Origin of the sequence: Streptomyces sp. NPDC038707 (assembly GCF_040636485.1) — a bacterium.
GTDB lineage: Bacteria > Actinomycetota > Actinomycetes > Streptomycetales > Streptomycetaceae > Streptomyces.
The window spans coordinates 43,795-60,491 of sequence record NZ_JBEZUP010000018.1; the positions used below are offsets into that span (position 1 = coordinate 43,795).

Genomic DNA, 16,697 nt, shown 5'->3' on the forward strand with positions numbered 1-16,697 from the left:
ATGGCCGTCAGACGACCTCGACCCGCTGGAGACGGCGCCTGGTCGGCCCGGTGAACGCGGTACGGCCGTGGATGAGCGAGAAGTTGTCCGCGAGGAGGATGTCGCCGGCCTGCCAGTCGTGGGCGTAGCAGTACTCCGGCCGGTGCACGCGCTCGGCCAGCGCGGCGAGGAAGTCCCCGGCCTCCGGCTCGTCGACGCCGTGCACCGTGACGTGCACCGGGTTCTTGTACGTCTCCGGTGCCAGCGGCTCGGCGAAGCGCAGCACGGGCAGCCCGGTGGCGGGGTGCTGGGTGACCAGGCGCTCGGTGACCCGGCCGCCGTAGTGCACGACCTTGTCGGTCGCGTAGGTCAGGCTGATCCGGCTCCAGCGCTCGCGCAGGGCGTCGTCCGCGTCCCGGTAGACCCGGGAGGTGTCGCAGAACACCGTCTCCCCGCCGGCCCCCGGGGTCACGTCCAGGCACTGGAAGAAGAAGTACCGAGGATCCGCGTCCGCGAAGGCGCCGTCCCAGTGGAACGGCACGTCACCGCTGTCGAACAGGTAGTTCTTCGGGTTGTCCTGCACGACCAGGTCGACCACCTCCCGGCCGTCCCACCGCAGCACCTCGCCCCAGCGCCGGGCGTAGTCGGCGAACTCCCGCTCGGTCAGCAGCTGGAAGCCGCGCAGCACCAGGACCCGGGACTCCTCGGTCCAGCGCACCAGCCGTTCGACCGGGAGGTCCTCGATCCGCGCGCCGCCGCCGGCCGCCTCCACGATGCGGCCGAACGGGCGCAACGGGGTGTGCGTCAGCTTGGTGGTCTCCGTCGATCCGCAGGGGTAGTCCGCGGCGGCGGACTGTGGCACCGAATTCGTCAAGGGATCGCCTTCCTAGGAGGTGAGGGCCGGCCGGGGGTCGACAAAATGACTCGGGCGGCCGTTGCGCCAGACGACGGAGGCGTGGATTTTCTCCGCGTCCCATTTCTTGACCAGCGAAAGCTTTGTGCCGTCGTCGAGGACGACTCCGTGCCACGGTGTCAGCCACGCGTCCTCGGTCCGCAGCAACCGGACCCCGATCTTCCCGGAATGCGGCGACTGCGGATGGATGGACAGCCGTATGGCCCGCGGGAAACGCTCGGCCACCACCCGGCTCCAGGCATTGCTCCGGCTGATCGTCCGGTACGCCAGTTCCTTCGACTCGTTCCGCAGGGCCGTCCGCGAGACCGTGTCGCCCTTGACCCCTACGGCGTCCTCGAACATGAACCGGTGAATTCCGTTGAAGAGGGTCCGGGTGCCGATATCGGTCCGCACGCTCTTCTTCAAATCGGCCACCGGAGGGGCGTATTCGAGTTCGAGCACACCGCGCAGCCTCGGATAGTCCGTCCCGCCGAACGCGTCGTCCAGTCCGTACAGCTCCAGCGACGGCCATCTGGCCCCGGCGATCATGCGCGCCAGGCTCGCCCGGTAGCCGGTCACCACGTCGTCGGCCACGCCGACCACGTCACCGAAGACATGACCGTCCGAGCAGATCGTGATCCGCGCGCCCGAGCGGTGGAAGTGGCCGATGTAGTCGCACAGCGACTGGAGGGCGGACAGCCCCACGTACTCGCCCAGGTCCGGCAGGTCGCCCAGCACCTTGGTGCGGTTGGGCGACTTGGCCGGGAACGCGGGCAGGACCAGGTGTATCGGCTGCGCCCGGTGGATGAAGTAGTGCAGTTTGGCCCGGTGTTCCTCCAGGCAGGCCGGGCAGGGCGCGGAGACGCATTCCTCCGCGTCGGTCTTCCCGGCCGATGCCAGCCAGTTCCGCTGGGAGCGGTACAACAGCTGGACGATCTTCTCCGACAAAACCGTACACTCGTCTTCTCTCAAGCGTGCACTCAATTCGACTCCCCCGTCGAGTGATGCAAGGTTCCGGCACGGCGGTGCCGCGCCCGTGCCGGTCCGTTCGATGTTCCGTACTCGTTGTCGGTAACGCCTGCGACGGGCGTTGCGGCATGAATGAGACGGGCCCGGCCCAGGGCCGCCGGCCGTTCTTCCCGGAAATGCTTTCGCCGATCATCCGCGCAGCGGCTCGGATTCTTCCGCCGGGGCGCTGCTCAAGTCTGCATACCGTCGAGCACACCCGCAATAGCCGACCGATTAGATACGAGCGCCGGGCGATAGAGGAAGGTTTATGGCAGGGTCCGGCGCAGGAACTCCGGCCGCGGGCGGGGGTCGGGGTCCGGTACCCAGCCCTCGGCGGAGCGCCGGTAGCTCCATCGCGGGCCGCCGCGCACCAGGCCGGCCAGCGCCGCGAGGAACCGCTCGACGTGCTCGGCGGTGGTGCCCAGCCCGACGCTGGCCCGCAGCGCCCGGCCGGACCCGTCGGCGCCGCCCACCAGGTGGTGCACGGCCTGGTGCGCGCAGAACGCGCCGTACCGGACGCCGATGCCGTGCTCGGCCGCCAGCGCCGTCGCGATCAGCTCCTGGTCGGCGGGCGCGCCGGTGCGATCCGCCACGGTGAACGACACGACGCCGATCCTCGGGTGCTCCGGGTCCCACATCCCGAGCAGGCGCACCCCGGGGATCGCGGCCAGGCCCCGCCGCAGCCGGCCGGCCAGCGCCCGCTCGTGGCCGGTGATCGCGTCCCAGTCCGCCGCCAGGGTGTCGCAGGCGACGGCCAGGGCGTGGGCGCCCACCACGTTCGGCGAGCCCGCCTCGTGCCGGTGGGGCAGGTCCGCCCAGGTCACCGCCTCCCGGCCGGCCTCCTGCGCCACGCGCGCGGTGGCGCCGCCCCCGGCCAGATAGGGCTCGGCGGCGGCCAGCCAGTCGGCGGCTCCCACCAGGGCCCCCGCGCCGAACGGGGCGTACAGCTTGTGGCCGGACAGCGCGACCCAGTCCACCCCCAGGGCGGTCGCGTCCAGGGGCCGGTGCGGCGCCAGTTGCGCGGCGTCGAGCACCACCCGGGCGCCGTGGCGGCGGGCCACCTCGGCGAGTTCGGCCACCGGCCACACCTCGCCGGTGACGTTGGAGACGCCGGTGAGCACCACCAGCCGCGGCCCCCCGGGCGCGCCGGCCAGTGCCGAGCCGAGCCTGCGCAGCGCGTCGTCCGGCCCGGCGGGCAGGCCGAGCCGCCGGATCCCGGCCCCGCGCCAGGGCAGCAGGGCGGCATGGTGGTCGGCCGAGAAGCGGAACACGGTGGTGCCGGGCGGCAGCGCCCGCGCCAGCAGGTTGAGCGCGTCGGTGGTGTGACGGGTGAACAGCACGCAGGCGTCGGGCCCGGCGCCCACGAAGCCGCGCACCGCGGCCCGGGCCCGTTCGTAGGCGCCCGTGGTGACCTGGGAGGTGAAGCCGGAGCCGCGGTGCACGCTGCTGTACCACGGCAGCAGGGCGTTCACCCCTTCCTGGACGGCGGTGAGGCAGGGCGCGCTCGCCGCGTGATCGAGCTGGGCGGGGGACACCAGCCGCCCGTCGACCAACGGCACCAGCAAATCCGCGCCGACCACATCCGGAATTCGTGTTTTTCCGGCGGTCGCGACCGGCTCCATCACCATACGGACCCTCCCTCGCCCGGTGCCGGGCTGCCATTGAGCACCGGCGATTTCCGCGCCGGCTGTCGGTTGTGCCGAAAGGTGCGGGTGGGGTAAATGCGCGGACGCGTTTCTCCGGTCCGCGAAGTGAGCCGGTGATCTGGGCGCCGGCCGGGCCCGGCGGGGGTCCGGGGCGGGGCCGGTCCGGCCGTCCGGGGGCTGGGACCGGGCCACGGGGCCAAGGCGGTCGGCCGGTTTCCGGTTCCGTCAGGTCCGTGCCGGGCGGGCGGACCGCGACGTGACGGCACCTGCGCACGGAGGCCGGAATTCCAGGTCGAACAGGCCGGAACGGGTTGGCTCGCTCCCCGCCTCGCGCTAGAGTAAGTATTCATGCTGCCATTTATGCGGCAACCCGGTCAACGGTTCATCCATTAAGCATCTGTGAACAGCGTTAGACAAAAGCTTATGAATCCGGGGGGAGATGCTGGGCATGGAGGATCCGACCGTTCATCAACTACGGCTTCTGCTGACCCTGGCCGAGGAACTGCACTTCAAACGCGCGGCCGGCAAGCTCTATCTCACCCAGCCCGCGCTCAGCCAGCAGATCCGCTCCCTCGAACAGCGGCTCGGCGTGCGCTTCTTCACCCGGACCAGCCGCCGGGTCGAACTGACCCCCGAGGGCCAGGCGTTGCTGCCCCTGGTCAAGAACGTCGTCGACGCGACGGACCAGTTGCGCAACGCGGCGTCCCGCTCCGCGCTCGGCTCCACCCGGCTGCGGCTGGGCGTGTGCGAGAACGTCGCCGCGCTGGAGGTCACCCGCGGCGTCCTCGACGCGCTCTCCGGGCTGTATCCCTGCCTCGACCCGGAGATCCACGTGCTCGACCTGGTCGAGCAGATCCCGTTGCTGGAGAAGGGCGAGATCGACGCGGTGTTCGCCTACCTTCCGGTGCCCGAGGGCCTGGACGGCGAACCGCTCGCCACCGAACCGCGCGTGGTGTGCGTCGCCGGTTCGGACCCGCTGGCCGCCCGTTCCTCGGTGACCCTGGCCGACCTGGCCGACCATCCGGTGGTGAGCCTGGCGTCGCGGCTGCCCCGGGAGTGCCGGGACTTCTGGGCCGCCGACCCGCGTCCGGACGGCACCCCGGTCCGCTACACCAGCCATCAGGTGACGCGGTTCGAGTCCCTGTTGTCGATGGCCTCCTTCGGGCGGGCGATCGCGTTCGTGCCCGCCGCCGCGGCGCGTCTCTACCCCCGCCCGGACCTGCGCTATCTGCCGGTGCGCGATCTGCCGGACTGCACCCTGAGCGTCGTGTGGCCCGCGGCGGACCGCGACGATCCCCGGATCACGGCCCTGAGGGACATCTGCCGGCAGGTGCGCCGGCGGGACCTGCCCGCCGGCCCTCCGCAGAGCCTCACCCGGCTGCCGCAACTGGAGTCGGCCTACTGCTGACCGTGGCGGGCAACTCCCGCCCGGGCAAGGGAATCGGCGGGCGCGGGAGGTGGATGGCGCCCGGTCCGCGCGTCGCTGCGGGTGCGCGCGGACCGGGGCCGACCGGGGGACCCTGGGCGGGGTCAGTGGGCGGAGCTGAGTTCCTTCGGGCCGGCCGGGTCCGCCTCGGCGGCGGCGTGGGCGTCCATCCGCTCGGCCGCGAGGATCGCCGCCGCGGTGTCCGCGCGGGAGGCGGCGACCACGAGGGCGCGGCCCGCGAGCGTGTGCGCCCGCCGGTGCAGCGCGGCCGGGTCGCCCGCCGCGGCCGGCGCCGCGCGCAGCGGAGCGCGCCCGCCGCGCAGCCGGGCCACCTGGGCCGCGAGGCGTTCCGCGGCGGTGTCCAGGTCGGCGGACGGGGTCAGGGCGCGCAGTTCGTCGGTGACCGCGAGGAGCGCGGCGAGGTGTCCGGCGAGCTGGATGTCCAGCTCCTCCTCGCGCGACCGGTGGGGGAAGTCCGAGGGGGTGCCGGCCATCGTGTGGACCGACTTGGTGCGGATCGGTTCGTACATGGGGGATGGCCTCCTGTGCTCTGACAGGAAGCCATCTTAGCTTGGATTTCGTCTAAAGTTGAGTCGAGTCACGGAGTGCGGTCCGCCGGCTACGGCTGGGCGTATCCGTCCAGGAAGGCGCCGATGCGGGTGACCGCGTCCCGGAGATCGCCGACCGTCGGGAGGGTCACCACCCGGAAGTGATCCGGCTCCGGCCAGTTGAAGCCCGTGCCGTGGACGACCATGATCTTCTCCTGCCGCAGCAGGTCCAGCACCAGCTGCCGGTCGTCCTTGACCTTGAAGACCTGGGGGTCCAGCCGGGGGAAGAGGTACAGCGCGCCCTTGGGCCGCACACAGCTCACGCCGGGGATCCGGGTCAGCAGGTCGTAGGCGACGTCCATCTGCTCCTTCAGCCGCCCGCCCGGCAGCACCAGGTCATTGATCGTCTGGCGTCCGCTGAGCGCGGCGACCACCCCGTGCTGGCCCGGCATGTTGGCGCACAGCCGCATGTTCGCCAGGATCGTCAGGCCCTCGATGTAGGAGTCGGCGTGGGCGCGCGGGCCGGAGACCGCCATCCACCCGACGCGGTAGCCGGCCACCCGGTACGCCTTCGACATGCCGTTGAAGGTGAGGGTGAGCAGATCGGGGGCGACCTTGGCGGTCGGGGTGTGCGTGGTGCCGTCGTAGAGGATCTTGTCGTAGATCTCGTCCGAGCAGACCAGCAGGTTGTGCCGGCGGGCGATGTCCGTGAGGCCCGTGAGCACCGCCTCGTCGTACACCGCGCCCGTGGGGTTGTTCGGGTTGATGACGACGATCGCCTTGGTGCGGTCGGTGACCTTGCGCTCGATGTCGGCGAGGTCGGGCATCCAGTCGGACTGCTCGTCGCAGCGGTAGTGCACCGCCGTGCCACCGGACAGGGAGACGGCCGCCGTCCACAGCGGGTAGTCCGGGGCCGGGACGAGGACCTCGTCGCCGTCGTCCAGCAGGGCCTGCATCGCCATCACGATCAGCTCGGAGACGCCGTTGCCGATGAAGACGTGCTCGACGTCCGTCTCGATGCCGATGGTCTGGTTGTGCATCACGACGGCGCGGCGGGCGGCGAGCAGTCCCTTGGCGTCGCCGTAGCCGTGCGCGGTGGAGACGTTGCGGAGGATGTCCTCCAGGATCTCCGGGGGGCAGTCGAAGCCGAAGGCGGCCGGGTTGCCGGTGTTGAGCTTGAGGATGCGGTGGCCCGCCGCCTCCAGCCGCATGGCCTCTTCGAGAACCGGGCCCCGGATCTCATAACAGACGTTGGCGAGCTTGGTCGACTGGATCACCTGCATGTCCGTGAGCTTACGGCCCGCTCCTGCCTCATGGGCGGTGTTTTCCACCACCCGGGACGCGAGGTTGCCCGGAAAACGCCGCCGGATGTCTTCCGGGACCCTTGCGTCCCTACAATCCGCTCACATGTCCACGGAACAGGGGTACGGAGCGGAGGCGCACGTCCGGCAGGGGGCGGGCGGCCCGCCCGGGATCCGGCCGAACGTGTACCACCCGCTGCCGGCTCCGGCCCCCGCGTACGAGGAGTACGCCGATCCCGCCGCCGCGCACGGCTGGCAGAACACCTACGACGCGACGCGCGAGCTGCCGCCGGTGGCCGAGGAGCCCGCACGCCCCGCACCGGAACCCCTGCGGCCCGCGCCGGATGCGGGTCGGGGCGGGCGCCGGCGTACGGGGCGGCGCGCGGGCGGACGCCGCGGGGCCGTGTTCGCCGCCGGTGCCCTCACGGCGGTGGCCGGCACCGTCGCGGTGATCGCCGCGCTGACCGGCCCGGGTTCCCCGGACGGATCCCGCCCCACCGACGGCGGCCGCATCGCCGACGGCCCCGCGCCGGACAGCGCCGGCACGGAGAGCGACGGCACGGCCGGTGCCGGTGGGGCGCGCTACGGCACGGCGGGTGAGGGCACGCCGGGTGAGGACACGGCCGGCACGGCTGCGCCCACCACGGCCCCGCCGCCACCGGCCCCGGCCACCCCCGCCGGCGCCGCCGTGGTCACGCCGTCGAGTACGACCGCCCGTCCGGCCGCCGCCCCGCGCCCGAGCACCACCCCGAGCCGCCCGTCCACCGCCCCGCGGCCCGCCACCACCCGGCCCGCTCCCCGGCCCGCCGTCCCCACGCCCGCGCCCACGACCGCACCGACGTCCGGTCACGACGGTCACCACGGCTGGGGCCACGGTCACGACCCGTCGAGGTGGTCGCGTTGATCCGGGGCCGGGGTTCGTTCCGTGAGGGAGGGGAGAGGGTGCCGCCCGGTTCGGTCACGACGGCTGGGGCACGGCCACGACCCGCTGAGGTGCCGCGCTGACCGGAGGGGGCGGGTTCCTCGGTCCTTCCGTCGGCGCGCGCCGGACGGGTCCCGCCGGTATTCGGTCACGGCGGTCGTCGCGGCCGGGGTCGAGGCCGCGACACGTCGGAGTGGCCGCGTCGACACGGCGGCCGGGTGGTGTGCGTGGGCGGTGCCGGGGCCGGGCCTTCGTGACCCGTGGGCGTGGACGGAGAGAATCTCGCCGGTCCTGCGGCCGGGGGCACCGGTGCCGGCGAAGGCCCACCGCTCCGGCGGCACCCTCGACCGGCTCGGCGCGCCCGGTAACGGCAGCCCTTGGCAAGGCAGTTGGCCGCCGTGGGACAGTGAACCCATGACTGAACAGACGTCCGGAACCGATCTCGGCGGGCCGGCGGGTCACGGTCACGACATGCTCGTCTCCGACGCGGACCGGGAACAGGTCGTCGAGCGGGTGCGGGAGGCCGTGGCGGACGGCCGGCTGCCGCTGGACGAACTGGACGGCCGGCTCGACCGGATCTACGCCGCCCGGACGCGGGGCGAGCTGCTGGCGGCCGGCAGCGGGCTGCCCGTGCCCGGGACCGGGGACGCGCGGGTGGTGGACCACGCGCCCACGTCCCGGTTCGCGCTGGGTCTCTTCGGCGGGTTCCGGCGGGACGGCGGCTGGGTGGTGCCGCCCCGGTTCACCGCCTGGTCGATGTGGGGCGGCGGCCGGCTCGATCTGACGGAGGCCCGCTTCGCCGCCCCGGAGACGGTGATCCGGGCCGTGGCCCTGTGGGGCGGCATCGGGATCGTCGTGCCGGACGGCATCGACGTCGAGGTCAGGGGCTTCGGCCTGTTCGGCGCGTTCGGCGGACGTGAGGCGCGCGGGCTGGGCGGGACGGCCGGGGCGAGCGCTCCGCGGGTCGTCGTGAAGGGCCTCGCCCTCTTCGGCGCCGTCGTCACCAAGCCCCGGCGGAAGTGACCGGACCGCCGCGCCCCACCCGGAGCCAAACCCCCCGGCCCCCGGCCGAGGGAAACCCCTATGACCTGTCGCCGCTTCTTGTCGCCGTCACGCCGGACTGTCGACAATGCGCATGACAACCGTGTGGGCGACCGGAAGACCTCCGGTCGCTCCTGTCGTAAGAGGGGACCCCCACGTGAACAAGCCTCTCCTTGCCGTGCTCGCCGCCGCGGCGACCGTCGGTCTGGGCGCGACCCCGGCGCTGGCCGCCCCGCACACCACCGCCCCGCACACCACCGCCCCGCACCCCGCCAAGGCCGCCCTCGCCGTCGACTTCGCCGGGACCGTCTCGCTCAGCAACTGTTCCGGCTCCGTCATCCGCTTCCCCGGCTCCGCCGACACCGACCCGGCCCTCGTGCTGACCAACGGGCACTGCCTGGAGACCGGGATGCCCGGCGCCGGCCAGGTCATCACCGGCCAGTCCTCCAGCCGCACCTTCGGCCTGCTGAACTCCGCCGGCACCAAGATCGCCACCCTCCGCGCCAACCAGGTCGTGTACTCGACCATGACCGACACGGACGTCACGATCTACCGCACCACCACCACGTACGCGGCGATCAGGAGCTCGTACGGCATCAGCCCGCTCACCGTGCAGGACACCCACCCGGTGGCCGGCACCGCCATCAAGGTGGTCTCGGGCTACTGGAAGCGCATATACAGCTGCAACATCGACGGGTTCGTGTACCGGCTGAAAGAGGGCGACTGGACCTTCAAGGACTCGGTCCGCTACACCTCCGCCTGCGACACCATCGGCGGCACCTCCGGTTCCCCGGTGATCGACGCCACCACCGGCAAGGTCGTCGCCGTCAACAACACCGGCAACGAGGACGGCCAGCGGTGCACGGTGAACAACCCGTGCGAGGTCGACGCGAGCGGCAACGTCACCGTCCGCCAGGGCATCAACTACGCCCAGGAGACGTACAACATCCCCGCCTGCTTCACCACCGGCAACAAGCTCAACCTGAGCGCGGCCGGTTGCACCCTGCCCAAGCCGTAGACACGGTTCACCGCGGTGCACGGCGGACGGACCGGCCCGGCAGGGCATCCGTCCGCCGGCCGTCCTCGATGACGAACCGGCCGTCGACCAGCACGTACGGAATCCCGGTCGGCAGCCGGCGCGGCTCGGCGAAGGTGGCGCCCGGCGCGACCGTCCGGGGGTCGAACAGCACCAGGTCGGCGCGGTACCCCTCGCGCACCAGCCCGCGGTCCGGCAGCCGCAGCCGTGCCGCCGGCCGGGAGGTGAGGTGGGCGACGCACTCCTCCAGCGTCAGCACGCCCAACTCCCGTACGTACTCCCCGAGGTAGCGCGGGAACGTGCCGTACGCCCGCGGATGCGGCTTGCTGCCCCGCAGGATGCCGTCGGAGCCGCCGGTGTGCGTCCGGTGCCGCATGATCGCGCGGACGTTCTCCTCGTGGCCGACGTGCTGGAGGATCGTCGTGCCGAGCCGGTCCCGCAGCAGCAGCCGGCGGGCCGTGTCCCAGGGGGCCTCGCCGCGCAGGTCCGCCGACTCGCGGACGGTACGGCCCACGAACTCCCCGAGGGCCGGGTCGCTCACCCCGGAGACCTCGATCGTCTCCCACTCCACCGGCACGCCGTGGCAGCCGTCCGAGCCGGTGACCTCCAGGCCGTGCCGGATCCGCGCGGCCGTCGCCGGGTCGCCGAGCCGGGCCAGGATCTCCTCGGGGCCGCCCTCGCTCGCCCAGCTCGGCAGCAGCGCGGCCAGCGTGGTGCAGCCGGGCGTGTAGGGATAGGTGTCCAGCGTGACGTCCGCGCCCGCGTCCAGGGCCCGGTCCAGCAGTGCCAGCAGCTCCGGCGCCCGGCCCTCGTTCACCCCGAAGTTCATCGTCGCGTGCGCGAGGTGCAGCGGGCAGTCCGCCTCCCGGGCGAGGGCGACCATCTCGGCGTACGCCTCCAGCGCGCCGGCGCCGTAGGAGCGGTGGTGCGGGCAGTAGTAGCCGCCGTAGGAACCCACCACCCGGCACAGCTCGGTCAGTTCGGCATCCCGCGCGTACATGCCCGGGGTGTACGTCAGCCCCGACGACAGGCCCACCGCGCCCTGCTCCAGCCCCTCCGCGACCAGCCGCCGCATCCGGTCCAGTTCCCCGGGGGTGGCCGCGCGGTCCTCCCAGCCGACCACGAGCGCCCGGACCGTGCCCTGCGGGATCAGATAGGCCGCGTTCACGGCGATGCCCCGGTCCAGCCGGTCCAGGTACCCGCCCACCGACCGCCAGTCGAAGTCGATGTCGTCGCCGTACCCGTTCCACCCGGTGATCGCCCGCCGCACCTCCTCCAGCGTGCGGTCGTCCACCGGGGCGTACGACAGCCCGTCCTGGCCGAGGACCTCCAGCGTGACCCCCTGCGCGGCCTTCGCGCTGTGGTCGGGGTCGCGCAGCAGGGCCAGGTCGGAGTGGGCGTGCATGTCGATGAAGCCGGGGGAGAGGACCAGGCCCTCCGCGTCGATCTCCCGCACGGCGCGCGGGCGCTGGCAGCCCGCGGCGGCGGCCTCCTTGACGATCGAGACGATGCGGCCGGCGTCGATCACCACATCGGCGCGGTACGCGTCCGCCCCGCTGCCGTCGACGACGTCGGCGTCCCGGATGACCAGGTCCTCCACGCGGGCCTCCTAGAAGAACGTACGGATGTAGTCCACGACCGTGCCGTCCGCCTCGGTCACCGGGATCAGCTGCCACTTGTCGAAGGACGTGCACGGGTGGGACAGGCCGAAGCCGATCCAGTCGCCCACCTCGACGTCCGCCTCCGGGTCCGTGCGCAGCCAGGTGTGCTGGTCGGACAGCCCGGTGACGGTGATGCCGGCGGCCGGGCGCTCCTCGCCGTCCCGGCGTACCACCTGGGCGGTGGGCAGGTCCAGGTCGTAGGCCGCGTCCCGCTTGCCCGCGTTGGCGAAGGCCTGCTCGGGGGAGGGCCGGGAGACGACCTGCGCCCACAGCCGGAAGGCGGGCTCCAGCGCGCCCTCCCCGGGGACCCGGCCGAACGGGGTGAGCCTGCGGTAGTGCCCGTCGTCGTGCGAGACGTACGCGCCGGAGCGCAGCAGCTTCAGCACCGGCCGGGACAGCCCGGGGATCCCGGCGAAGACGTCGGCGACCGCGTCGAACCAGGCGCTGCCGCCCGCGCTCACCACGATCTCGTCGGCCTCCGCGAACCGTCCGGCCCCGTCCAGCCCGGCGGCCAGCGCCACCAGCCGGCGCAGATACGCGCGCACCCGCTCCGGATCGGCCCGCGGCACCTCGCCCTCGTACCCCGCCACGCCGACCAGGCGCAGGGTCGGTACGGCGGCCACGGCGGCGGCGACCTCCTCGGCCTCCGCCTCCGTACGCACCCCGGTGCGCGCTCCGTCGCCCGCTCCCAGCTCGACCACCACGTCCACCGGGCGGGCCGCGCCGCGCAGGGCCGCGTCCATCAGCTCCACCCCGCGCACCGAGTCGACGTAAGCGACCAGCCGGAAGTCCGGGTCGGCGGCCAGCTCGGCGGCGGTCCAGCGCAGGGCGGGGGCGTCCACCAGCTCGTTGGCGAGGAAGATCCGCCGGACGCCGAACGCCCGCGCGACGCGCACCTGGTGGGGCACAGCGAGGGTGATCCCCCAGGCGCCGTGCTCGATCTGGCGCTGAAAGAGCTGCGGGGCCATGGAGGTCTTGCCGTGCGGGGCGAACGCCAGGCCGTGCCGGGTGGTGTACGTCTCCATCAGCGCGAGGTTGTGCGCCAGGCGCTCGGCGGACAGCGTGAGCACCGGGGTGGTGAAGCCGCCGCCGTCCCGGTCGCCGTCCCGGAAGAGGTTGCGGCGCTGGGCGGCCAGCTCGGCGACGGTCAGACCGTAGGCGTCCGGCGGGAGGCCCTTGAAGCGGTGGTCGACATGTTCCTCGGCGAGCCGGGTGAGCGCTTCGGTGCCCATGAAGCCCCTCTCAGGCGTTGCGTTCTCTGCAACAACCATTGCGTCTTGTGCTTAGTGGTGTCTAGCATCTCGCCGAACACCGGGTCAACGGATCCGCAGCCCTGGCGAGGAGTCATCATCAACGACGCTGCTTACGCCTCGGTCGACCCGCCCCCGCGGACCGTCACGGACGTGGACGTGGCGGCGCTCGGCGAGTCCATGATCACCTTCCTGCCCGGCCGCCCCGGCCGCCTCGCCGACGTCCCCTCCTTCCACCGGGCCATCGGCGGCGCCGAGTCCAACGTCGCGTGCGCCCTGGCCGCGTCCGGGCACACCGCGCGCTGGATCAGCCGGGTCGGCGCGGACGGCTTCGGCGACCACCTGGTGGAACGGATCGCCGGGTACGGCGTCGACGTCACCGCCGTCCGCCGGGACCCCGGCCGGCCCACCGGCGTGTACTTCCGCACCGCCGGGGACCGGGGGACCGGCGCGCACGAGGTGGCGTACTACCGGGCCGGATCGGCCGCCTCCGCGATGTCCGTACGGAACGTGGACCTGACGGCGGCCCGCGCGGCCCGGGTGCTGCACCTGTCCGGGATCACGGCCGCGCTGTCGGCCGAGTGCCGGGAACTGCTGTACGAGCTGACGGCCCCCGGCCCCGGACGCCCGCTGGTGTCCTTCGACGTCAACCACCGGCCCGGGCTGTGGCGGGACGGCGAGGGCGCCGACGTCCTGCTGGAACTGGCCCGGCGCGCGGACATCGTGTTCGTGGGCGCCGACGAGGCGGCCCCCGCCTGGGGGATCACCGGCGGACCGGCCGCCGTCCGCAGGCTGCTGCCCGAGCCGCACGTGCTGGTCGTGAAGGAGGGAGCGCGCGGCGCCACGGCCTTCACCCGGGACCGGCCCGACGCCACCTTCCGGCCCGCCCTGCACACCGCCGTCGTGGCCACCACCGGCGCCGGGGACGCCTTCGCCGCCGGCTTCCTCTCCGCCACCCTGCGCGGACTTCCCGTCAAGACCCGCCTGAGGTACGGCCACCTCTTCGCCGCCGCCACTCTCACCACCCCGGGCGACCTGGCCGCACCCCCCGCCCGCGACCACGCCGACCGGCTCGCCGCCCTGGACGACGACGCATGGGGGAGACTTCGACTCGGCCCCGGCTGGACACAGGCCGAGCAGGCCGAAGAGGAGGCGAACACCCCATGAGTCAGACCGTCGACCGCGCCCTGAGCATCCTGCCGCTGCTCGCCGAGGGCCCCGCCGACCTCGGGCAGGTCGCCGACCGCCTCGGCGTGCACAAGTCCACCGCCCTGCGCCTGCTGCGCACCCTGCACGAACACGGCCTGGTATACCGTCAGTCCGACCAGCGCTACCGCCTCGGCGCCCGTCTCTTCGCGCTCGCCCAGGAGGCGATGGAGAACCTCGACATCCGCGAGATCGCGCACCCCCACCTCGTACGGCTCAACGAACAGTGCGGCCACACCGTCCACCTCGCCGTGTACGAGGAGAACGAGGTGCTGTACATCGACAAGGTGGAGAGCCGCTACCCGGTCCGCATGTACTCCCGGATCGGCAAGCCGGTGGCCATCACCGTCGCCGCCGTCGCCAAGCTGCTCCTCGCCGACCTGCCCGAACCCGAGCGCCGTGTCCTCGCCGAGCAGCTCGACTACCCCCTCTACACGCCCCGTTCGACCCCCCACGCCGAGGCCTTCCTCAAGGAACTGGCCACGGTGCGCGAACAGGGCTGGGCCACCGACCTCGGTGGCCACGAGGAGTCCATCAACTGCGTCGCCGCCCCCGTGCGCGGCGCCGACGGCCGGGTGGTCGCCGCCATGTCGGTCTCCGCGCCGAACGTGGTCGTCACCGCCGAGGAACTCCTCAGCCTGCTCCCGCTGGTCCGCCGCACGGCGGACGCCATCAGCGGCGAGTACTCCGGAAGAACGCCAGTGAAGGGCACCCCCGCATGACCGAGAAGACCGCGCTCACCCCCAAGACCCACACCACCCCGCCCGCGAAGTTCTCGCACGGCGTGCGGAAGGGCAACATCCTCCAGGTCGCCGGCCAGGTCGGCTTCCTGCCCGCCGAGGAGGGCAAGCCCCCGACGCCGGCCGGCCCCACCCTGCGCGAGCAGACCCTCCAGACCCTCGCCAACGTCAAGGCGATCCTGGAGGAGGGCGGCGCCACCTGGGACGACGTGATGATGATCCGCGTCTACCTCACGGACGTGGACCACTTCGCCGAGATGAACGACCTCTACAACGCCTACTTCGAGGAGCAGGGCCTCACCCAGCCGCCCGCCGCCCGCACGACGGTCTACGTCGGTCTGCCGGCCGGCCTCCTCATCGAGATCGACGCGCTCGCCGTCCTGGGCTGACGCGCACCGACCTCCCCTTCCCGTCCGTACGTCCGCACGGCACGGCACCCCCCGGGGTGCCGTGCCGCGCTCCTCCCTGCCCGAAAGCACCATGCATTTACGAAGAGGACCCCCGTATGTCCTTCCCGCTCGCCGCCCCCACGCCCACCGCGCCACCCCACACCGGGGGCCTGCTCCTCCTGATCGACGGCACACCCGGCCTGCTCACGGTCGCCGCCCTCGGCATGGCCCTGCTGCTCTTCCTGATCATCAAGGTCCGGCTCCAGCCCTTCGTGGCCCTGCTCGCCGTCTCCATAGCCGTCGGCCTGCTGGCCGGCCTCTCGGTCACCGAACTCTTCGGCACCGTCCAGCGCTCCGACGCCGTCTCCACCATCGAGTCCGGCATGGGCGGCATCCTCGGCCACGTCGCCATCATCATCGGCCTCGGCACGATGCTCGGCGCGATCCTGGAAGTCAGCGGCGGCGCCGAGGTGCTGGCCTCCCGCCTGCTGGCCCTGTTCGGCGAGAAGCGGGCCCCCCTCGCCATGGGCCTGACCGGCCTGCTGTTCGGCATCCCGGTCTTCTTCGACGTGGGCATCTTCGTCCTGGCCCCGATCGTCTACGCGGCAGCGAAACGTTCCGGCAAGTCGGTGCTCCTCTACTGCCTCCCGCTGCTCGCCGGCCTGTCCATGACCCACGCCTTCCTGCCGCCGCACCCCGGCCCGGTCGCCGCCGCCGGACTGCTGCACGTCCAGCTCGGCTGGGTCGTCCTCATGGGCATCCTCTGCGGCCTGCCCGCCGTACTGGCCGCCTGGGCGTACGCCGCCTGGGCCGGAAAGCGGATCTTCGTGCCCGTGCCGCAGGACATGGCGGAGGCGGCCGAGGAGGCGAAGCGGGCGGTGGCGGCCGAGCAGCGCGCGCAGGGCGTGACACCGAGGGAGACCCCGGTCCCCCTGGCCACGGTCCTGACCATCATCGGCACCCCGCTGCTCCTCATCCTGGCGGCCACGTTCTCCTCGATCGCCCTGGACCCCTCCCCGACGCGCTCGGTCCTGGAGTTCTTCGGCAACCCCTTCGTCGCCCTCACTCTCGCCCTGCTCCTCGCCTACTACCTCCTGGGCATCCGCCGCGGCTGGTCGCGCAAGTCGCTGGAGACGGTGTCGACCGCCTCCCTGAAGCCGGTCGGCAACATCCTGCTGGTGGTCGGCGCGGGCGGGATCTTCGGCGCCGTACTGAAGGCCGGCGGGGTCGCCCAGGCCCTGTCGGACACCTTCCACGGCGTCGGCCTGCCGGTGATCGTCCTGGCCTACCTGATCGCGCTCGTACTGCGGGTGGCGCAGGGCTCGGCGACGGTGGCGATTGTGACGACGGCGGGCATCGTGGCCCCGCTGCTGGCGGAGGGCCGGCACTCGCAGGCGTTCGCCGCGCTCGTCATCATGGCCATCTCGGCGGGCTCCATCTTCGCCTCGCACGTCAACGACGGCGGCTTCTGGATGGTGGCCAAGTACTTCGGCATCAGCGAACGGGACACGCTGCGCAGCTGGACGGTGCTGGAGTCGGTGTTGTCGCTGGCGGGGTTCGCGGTGGCGGCGGTGGCCGGGGTGTTCGTGAGCTGACCGGTTCCCCGGCGTGTTCGTGGGCTGACTGGTTACGGCACAGGGAAGTCGTCCATA

15 protein-coding genes are annotated in these 16,697 nt (G+C 72.8%); 8 read left to right on the plus strand and 7 right to left on the minus strand.

Features of this window, described 5'->3' with window-relative positions:
- Nucleotides 1-7 precede the first annotated feature (7 nt).
- From AB0E62_RS23915 to AB0E62_RS23925, 3 genes are all read right to left on the minus strand, one after another.
- Nucleotides 8-853, minus strand: a complete 846-nt coding sequence (locus tag AB0E62_RS23915) for a TauD/TfdA family dioxygenase (protein ID WP_362197264.1) — start codon at nucleotides 851-853, stop codon at nucleotides 8-10.
- 12 nt (nucleotides 854-865) lie between these two features.
- A complete protein-coding gene (locus tag AB0E62_RS23920; RefSeq protein ID WP_362197267.1) occupies nucleotides 866-1,819 on the minus strand; it encodes an L-tyrosine/L-tryptophan isonitrile synthase family protein in 954 nt (317 codons plus the stop codon).
- A 326-nt stretch (nucleotides 1,820-2,145) separates the two neighbouring features.
- Nucleotides 2,146-3,507: an aminotransferase class V-fold PLP-dependent enzyme gene (locus tag AB0E62_RS23925; protein WP_362197270.1), complete on the minus strand. Its 1,362-nt coding sequence runs from the start codon at nucleotides 3,505-3,507 to the stop codon at nucleotides 2,146-2,148.
- A 466-nt stretch (nucleotides 3,508-3,973) separates the two neighbouring features.
- Between AB0E62_RS23925 and AB0E62_RS23930 the strand changes: the two genes are divergently transcribed.
- Nucleotides 3,974-4,933, plus strand: coding sequence for a LysR family transcriptional regulator (locus tag AB0E62_RS23930; protein ID WP_362197273.1), 960 nt, complete (start codon nucleotides 3,974-3,976; stop codon nucleotides 4,931-4,933).
- A gap of 122 nt (nucleotides 4,934-5,055) precedes the next feature.
- Here the strand turns inward: AB0E62_RS23930 and AB0E62_RS23935 are convergent, their stop codons facing one another.
- Both AB0E62_RS23935 and AB0E62_RS23940 read right to left on the minus strand, forming a co-directional pair.
- The gene (locus AB0E62_RS23935) at nucleotides 5,056-5,481 is read right to left on the minus strand and encodes a hypothetical protein (RefSeq protein WP_362197275.1); all 426 of its coding nucleotides are present in this window, start codon (nucleotides 5,479-5,481) and stop codon (nucleotides 5,056-5,058) included.
- Between the two features lie 89 nt (nucleotides 5,482-5,570).
- Nucleotides 5,571-6,782, minus strand: coding sequence for a pyridoxal phosphate-dependent aminotransferase (locus AB0E62_RS23940; protein WP_362197278.1), 1,212 nt, complete (start codon nucleotides 6,780-6,782; stop codon nucleotides 5,571-5,573).
- Nucleotides 6,783-6,906: 124 nt separating this feature from the next.
- On the opposite strand from AB0E62_RS23940, the gene AB0E62_RS23945 reads away from it, so the two are divergent.
- The 3 genes from AB0E62_RS23945 to AB0E62_RS23955 all read left to right on the plus strand — a co-directional run bounded on the left by AB0E62_RS23945 (nucleotide 6,907) and on the right by AB0E62_RS23955 (nucleotide 9,781).
- The gene (locus AB0E62_RS23945; RefSeq protein ID WP_362197281.1) at nucleotides 6,907-7,704 is read left to right on the plus strand and encodes a hypothetical protein; all 798 of its coding nucleotides are present in this window, start codon (nucleotides 6,907-6,909) and stop codon (nucleotides 7,702-7,704) included.
- Nucleotides 7,705-8,136: 432 nt separating this feature from the next.
- Nucleotides 8,137-8,745, plus strand: a complete 609-nt coding sequence (locus AB0E62_RS23950; RefSeq protein ID WP_362197283.1) for a DUF1707 domain-containing protein — start codon at nucleotides 8,137-8,139, stop codon at nucleotides 8,743-8,745.
- Between the two features lie 175 nt (nucleotides 8,746-8,920).
- Nucleotides 8,921-9,781, plus strand: a complete 861-nt coding sequence (locus tag AB0E62_RS23955) for a serine protease (protein WP_362197286.1) — start codon at nucleotides 8,921-8,923, stop codon at nucleotides 9,779-9,781.
- A gap of 7 nt (nucleotides 9,782-9,788) precedes the next feature.
- On the opposite strand, the gene AB0E62_RS23960 is transcribed toward AB0E62_RS23955, so the two are convergent.
- Both AB0E62_RS23960 and AB0E62_RS23965 read right to left on the minus strand, forming a co-directional pair.
- Nucleotides 9,789-11,399 carry a D-aminoacylase gene (locus AB0E62_RS23960; protein WP_362197289.1) on the minus strand — a complete coding sequence of 537 codons (1,611 nt, stop codon included), beginning with the start codon at nucleotides 11,397-11,399 and terminating at the stop codon, nucleotides 9,789-9,791.
- Between the two features lie 9 nt (nucleotides 11,400-11,408).
- Nucleotides 11,409-12,692: an amino acid deaminase gene (locus AB0E62_RS23965; RefSeq protein ID WP_362197292.1), complete on the minus strand. Its 1,284-nt coding sequence runs from the start codon at nucleotides 12,690-12,692 to the stop codon at nucleotides 11,409-11,411.
- Between the two features lie 117 nt (nucleotides 12,693-12,809).
- Here AB0E62_RS23965 and AB0E62_RS23970 point away from each other — a divergent pair, with 117 nt between their 5' ends.
- From AB0E62_RS23970 to AB0E62_RS23985, 4 genes are all read left to right on the plus strand, one after another.
- Nucleotides 12,810-13,877: a sugar kinase gene (locus tag AB0E62_RS23970; RefSeq protein ID WP_362197535.1), complete on the plus strand. Its 1,068-nt coding sequence runs from the start codon at nucleotides 12,810-12,812 to the stop codon at nucleotides 13,875-13,877.
- Complete coding sequence (locus AB0E62_RS23975; RefSeq protein ID WP_362197295.1) at nucleotides 13,874-14,638, plus strand: IclR family transcriptional regulator; 765 nt, start codon at nucleotides 13,874-13,876, stop codon at nucleotides 14,636-14,638. The genes AB0E62_RS23970 and AB0E62_RS23975 overlap by 4 nt, the downstream gene beginning before the upstream one ends.
- Complete coding sequence (locus AB0E62_RS23980) at nucleotides 14,635-15,045, plus strand: RidA family protein (RefSeq protein ID WP_362197298.1); 411 nt, start codon at nucleotides 14,635-14,637, stop codon at nucleotides 15,043-15,045. The genes AB0E62_RS23975 and AB0E62_RS23980 overlap by 4 nt, the downstream gene beginning before the upstream one ends.
- Nucleotides 15,046-15,161: 116 nt before the next feature.
- Entirely contained in the window at nucleotides 15,162-16,640 is a 1,479-nt protein-coding gene (locus AB0E62_RS23985; protein WP_362197301.1) for a gluconate:H+ symporter, read from the plus strand.
- Nucleotides 16,641-16,697 lie beyond the last annotated feature (57 nt).

Excerpts from the sequence above, each read along its gene's own strand:
- AB0E62_RS23985 (WP_362197301.1), top strand. The coding sequence starts at position 15,162 with ATGTCCTTCCCGCTCGCCGCCCCCACGCCCACCGCGCCACCCCACACC.
- AB0E62_RS23945 (WP_362197281.1), top strand. The coding sequence starts at position 6,907 with ATGTCCACGGAACAGGGGTACGGAGCGGAGGCGCACGTCCGGCAGGGG.
- AB0E62_RS23930 (WP_362197273.1), top strand. The coding sequence starts at position 3,974 with ATGGAGGATCCGACCGTTCATCAACTACGGCTTCTGCTGACCCTGGCC.
- AB0E62_RS23925 (WP_362197270.1), bottom strand. The coding sequence starts at position 3,507 with ATGGTGATGGAGCCGGTCGCGACCGCCGGAAAAACACGAATTCCGGAT.
- AB0E62_RS23950 (WP_362197283.1), top strand. The coding sequence starts at position 8,137 with ATGACTGAACAGACGTCCGGAACCGATCTCGGCGGGCCGGCGGGTCAC.
- AB0E62_RS23975 (WP_362197295.1), top strand. The coding sequence starts at position 13,874 with ATGAGTCAGACCGTCGACCGCGCCCTGAGCATCCTGCCGCTGCTCGCC.
- AB0E62_RS23935 (WP_362197275.1), bottom strand. The coding sequence starts at position 5,481 with ATGTACGAACCGATCCGCACCAAGTCGGTCCACACGATGGCCGGCACC.
- AB0E62_RS23965 (WP_362197292.1), bottom strand. The coding sequence starts at position 12,692 with ATGGGCACCGAAGCGCTCACCCGGCTCGCCGAGGAACATGTCGACCAC.
- AB0E62_RS23940 (WP_362197278.1), bottom strand. The coding sequence starts at position 6,782 with ATGCAGGTGATCCAGTCGACCAAGCTCGCCAACGTCTGTTATGAGATC.
- AB0E62_RS23980 (WP_362197298.1), top strand. The coding sequence starts at position 14,635 with ATGACCGAGAAGACCGCGCTCACCCCCAAGACCCACACCACCCCGCCC.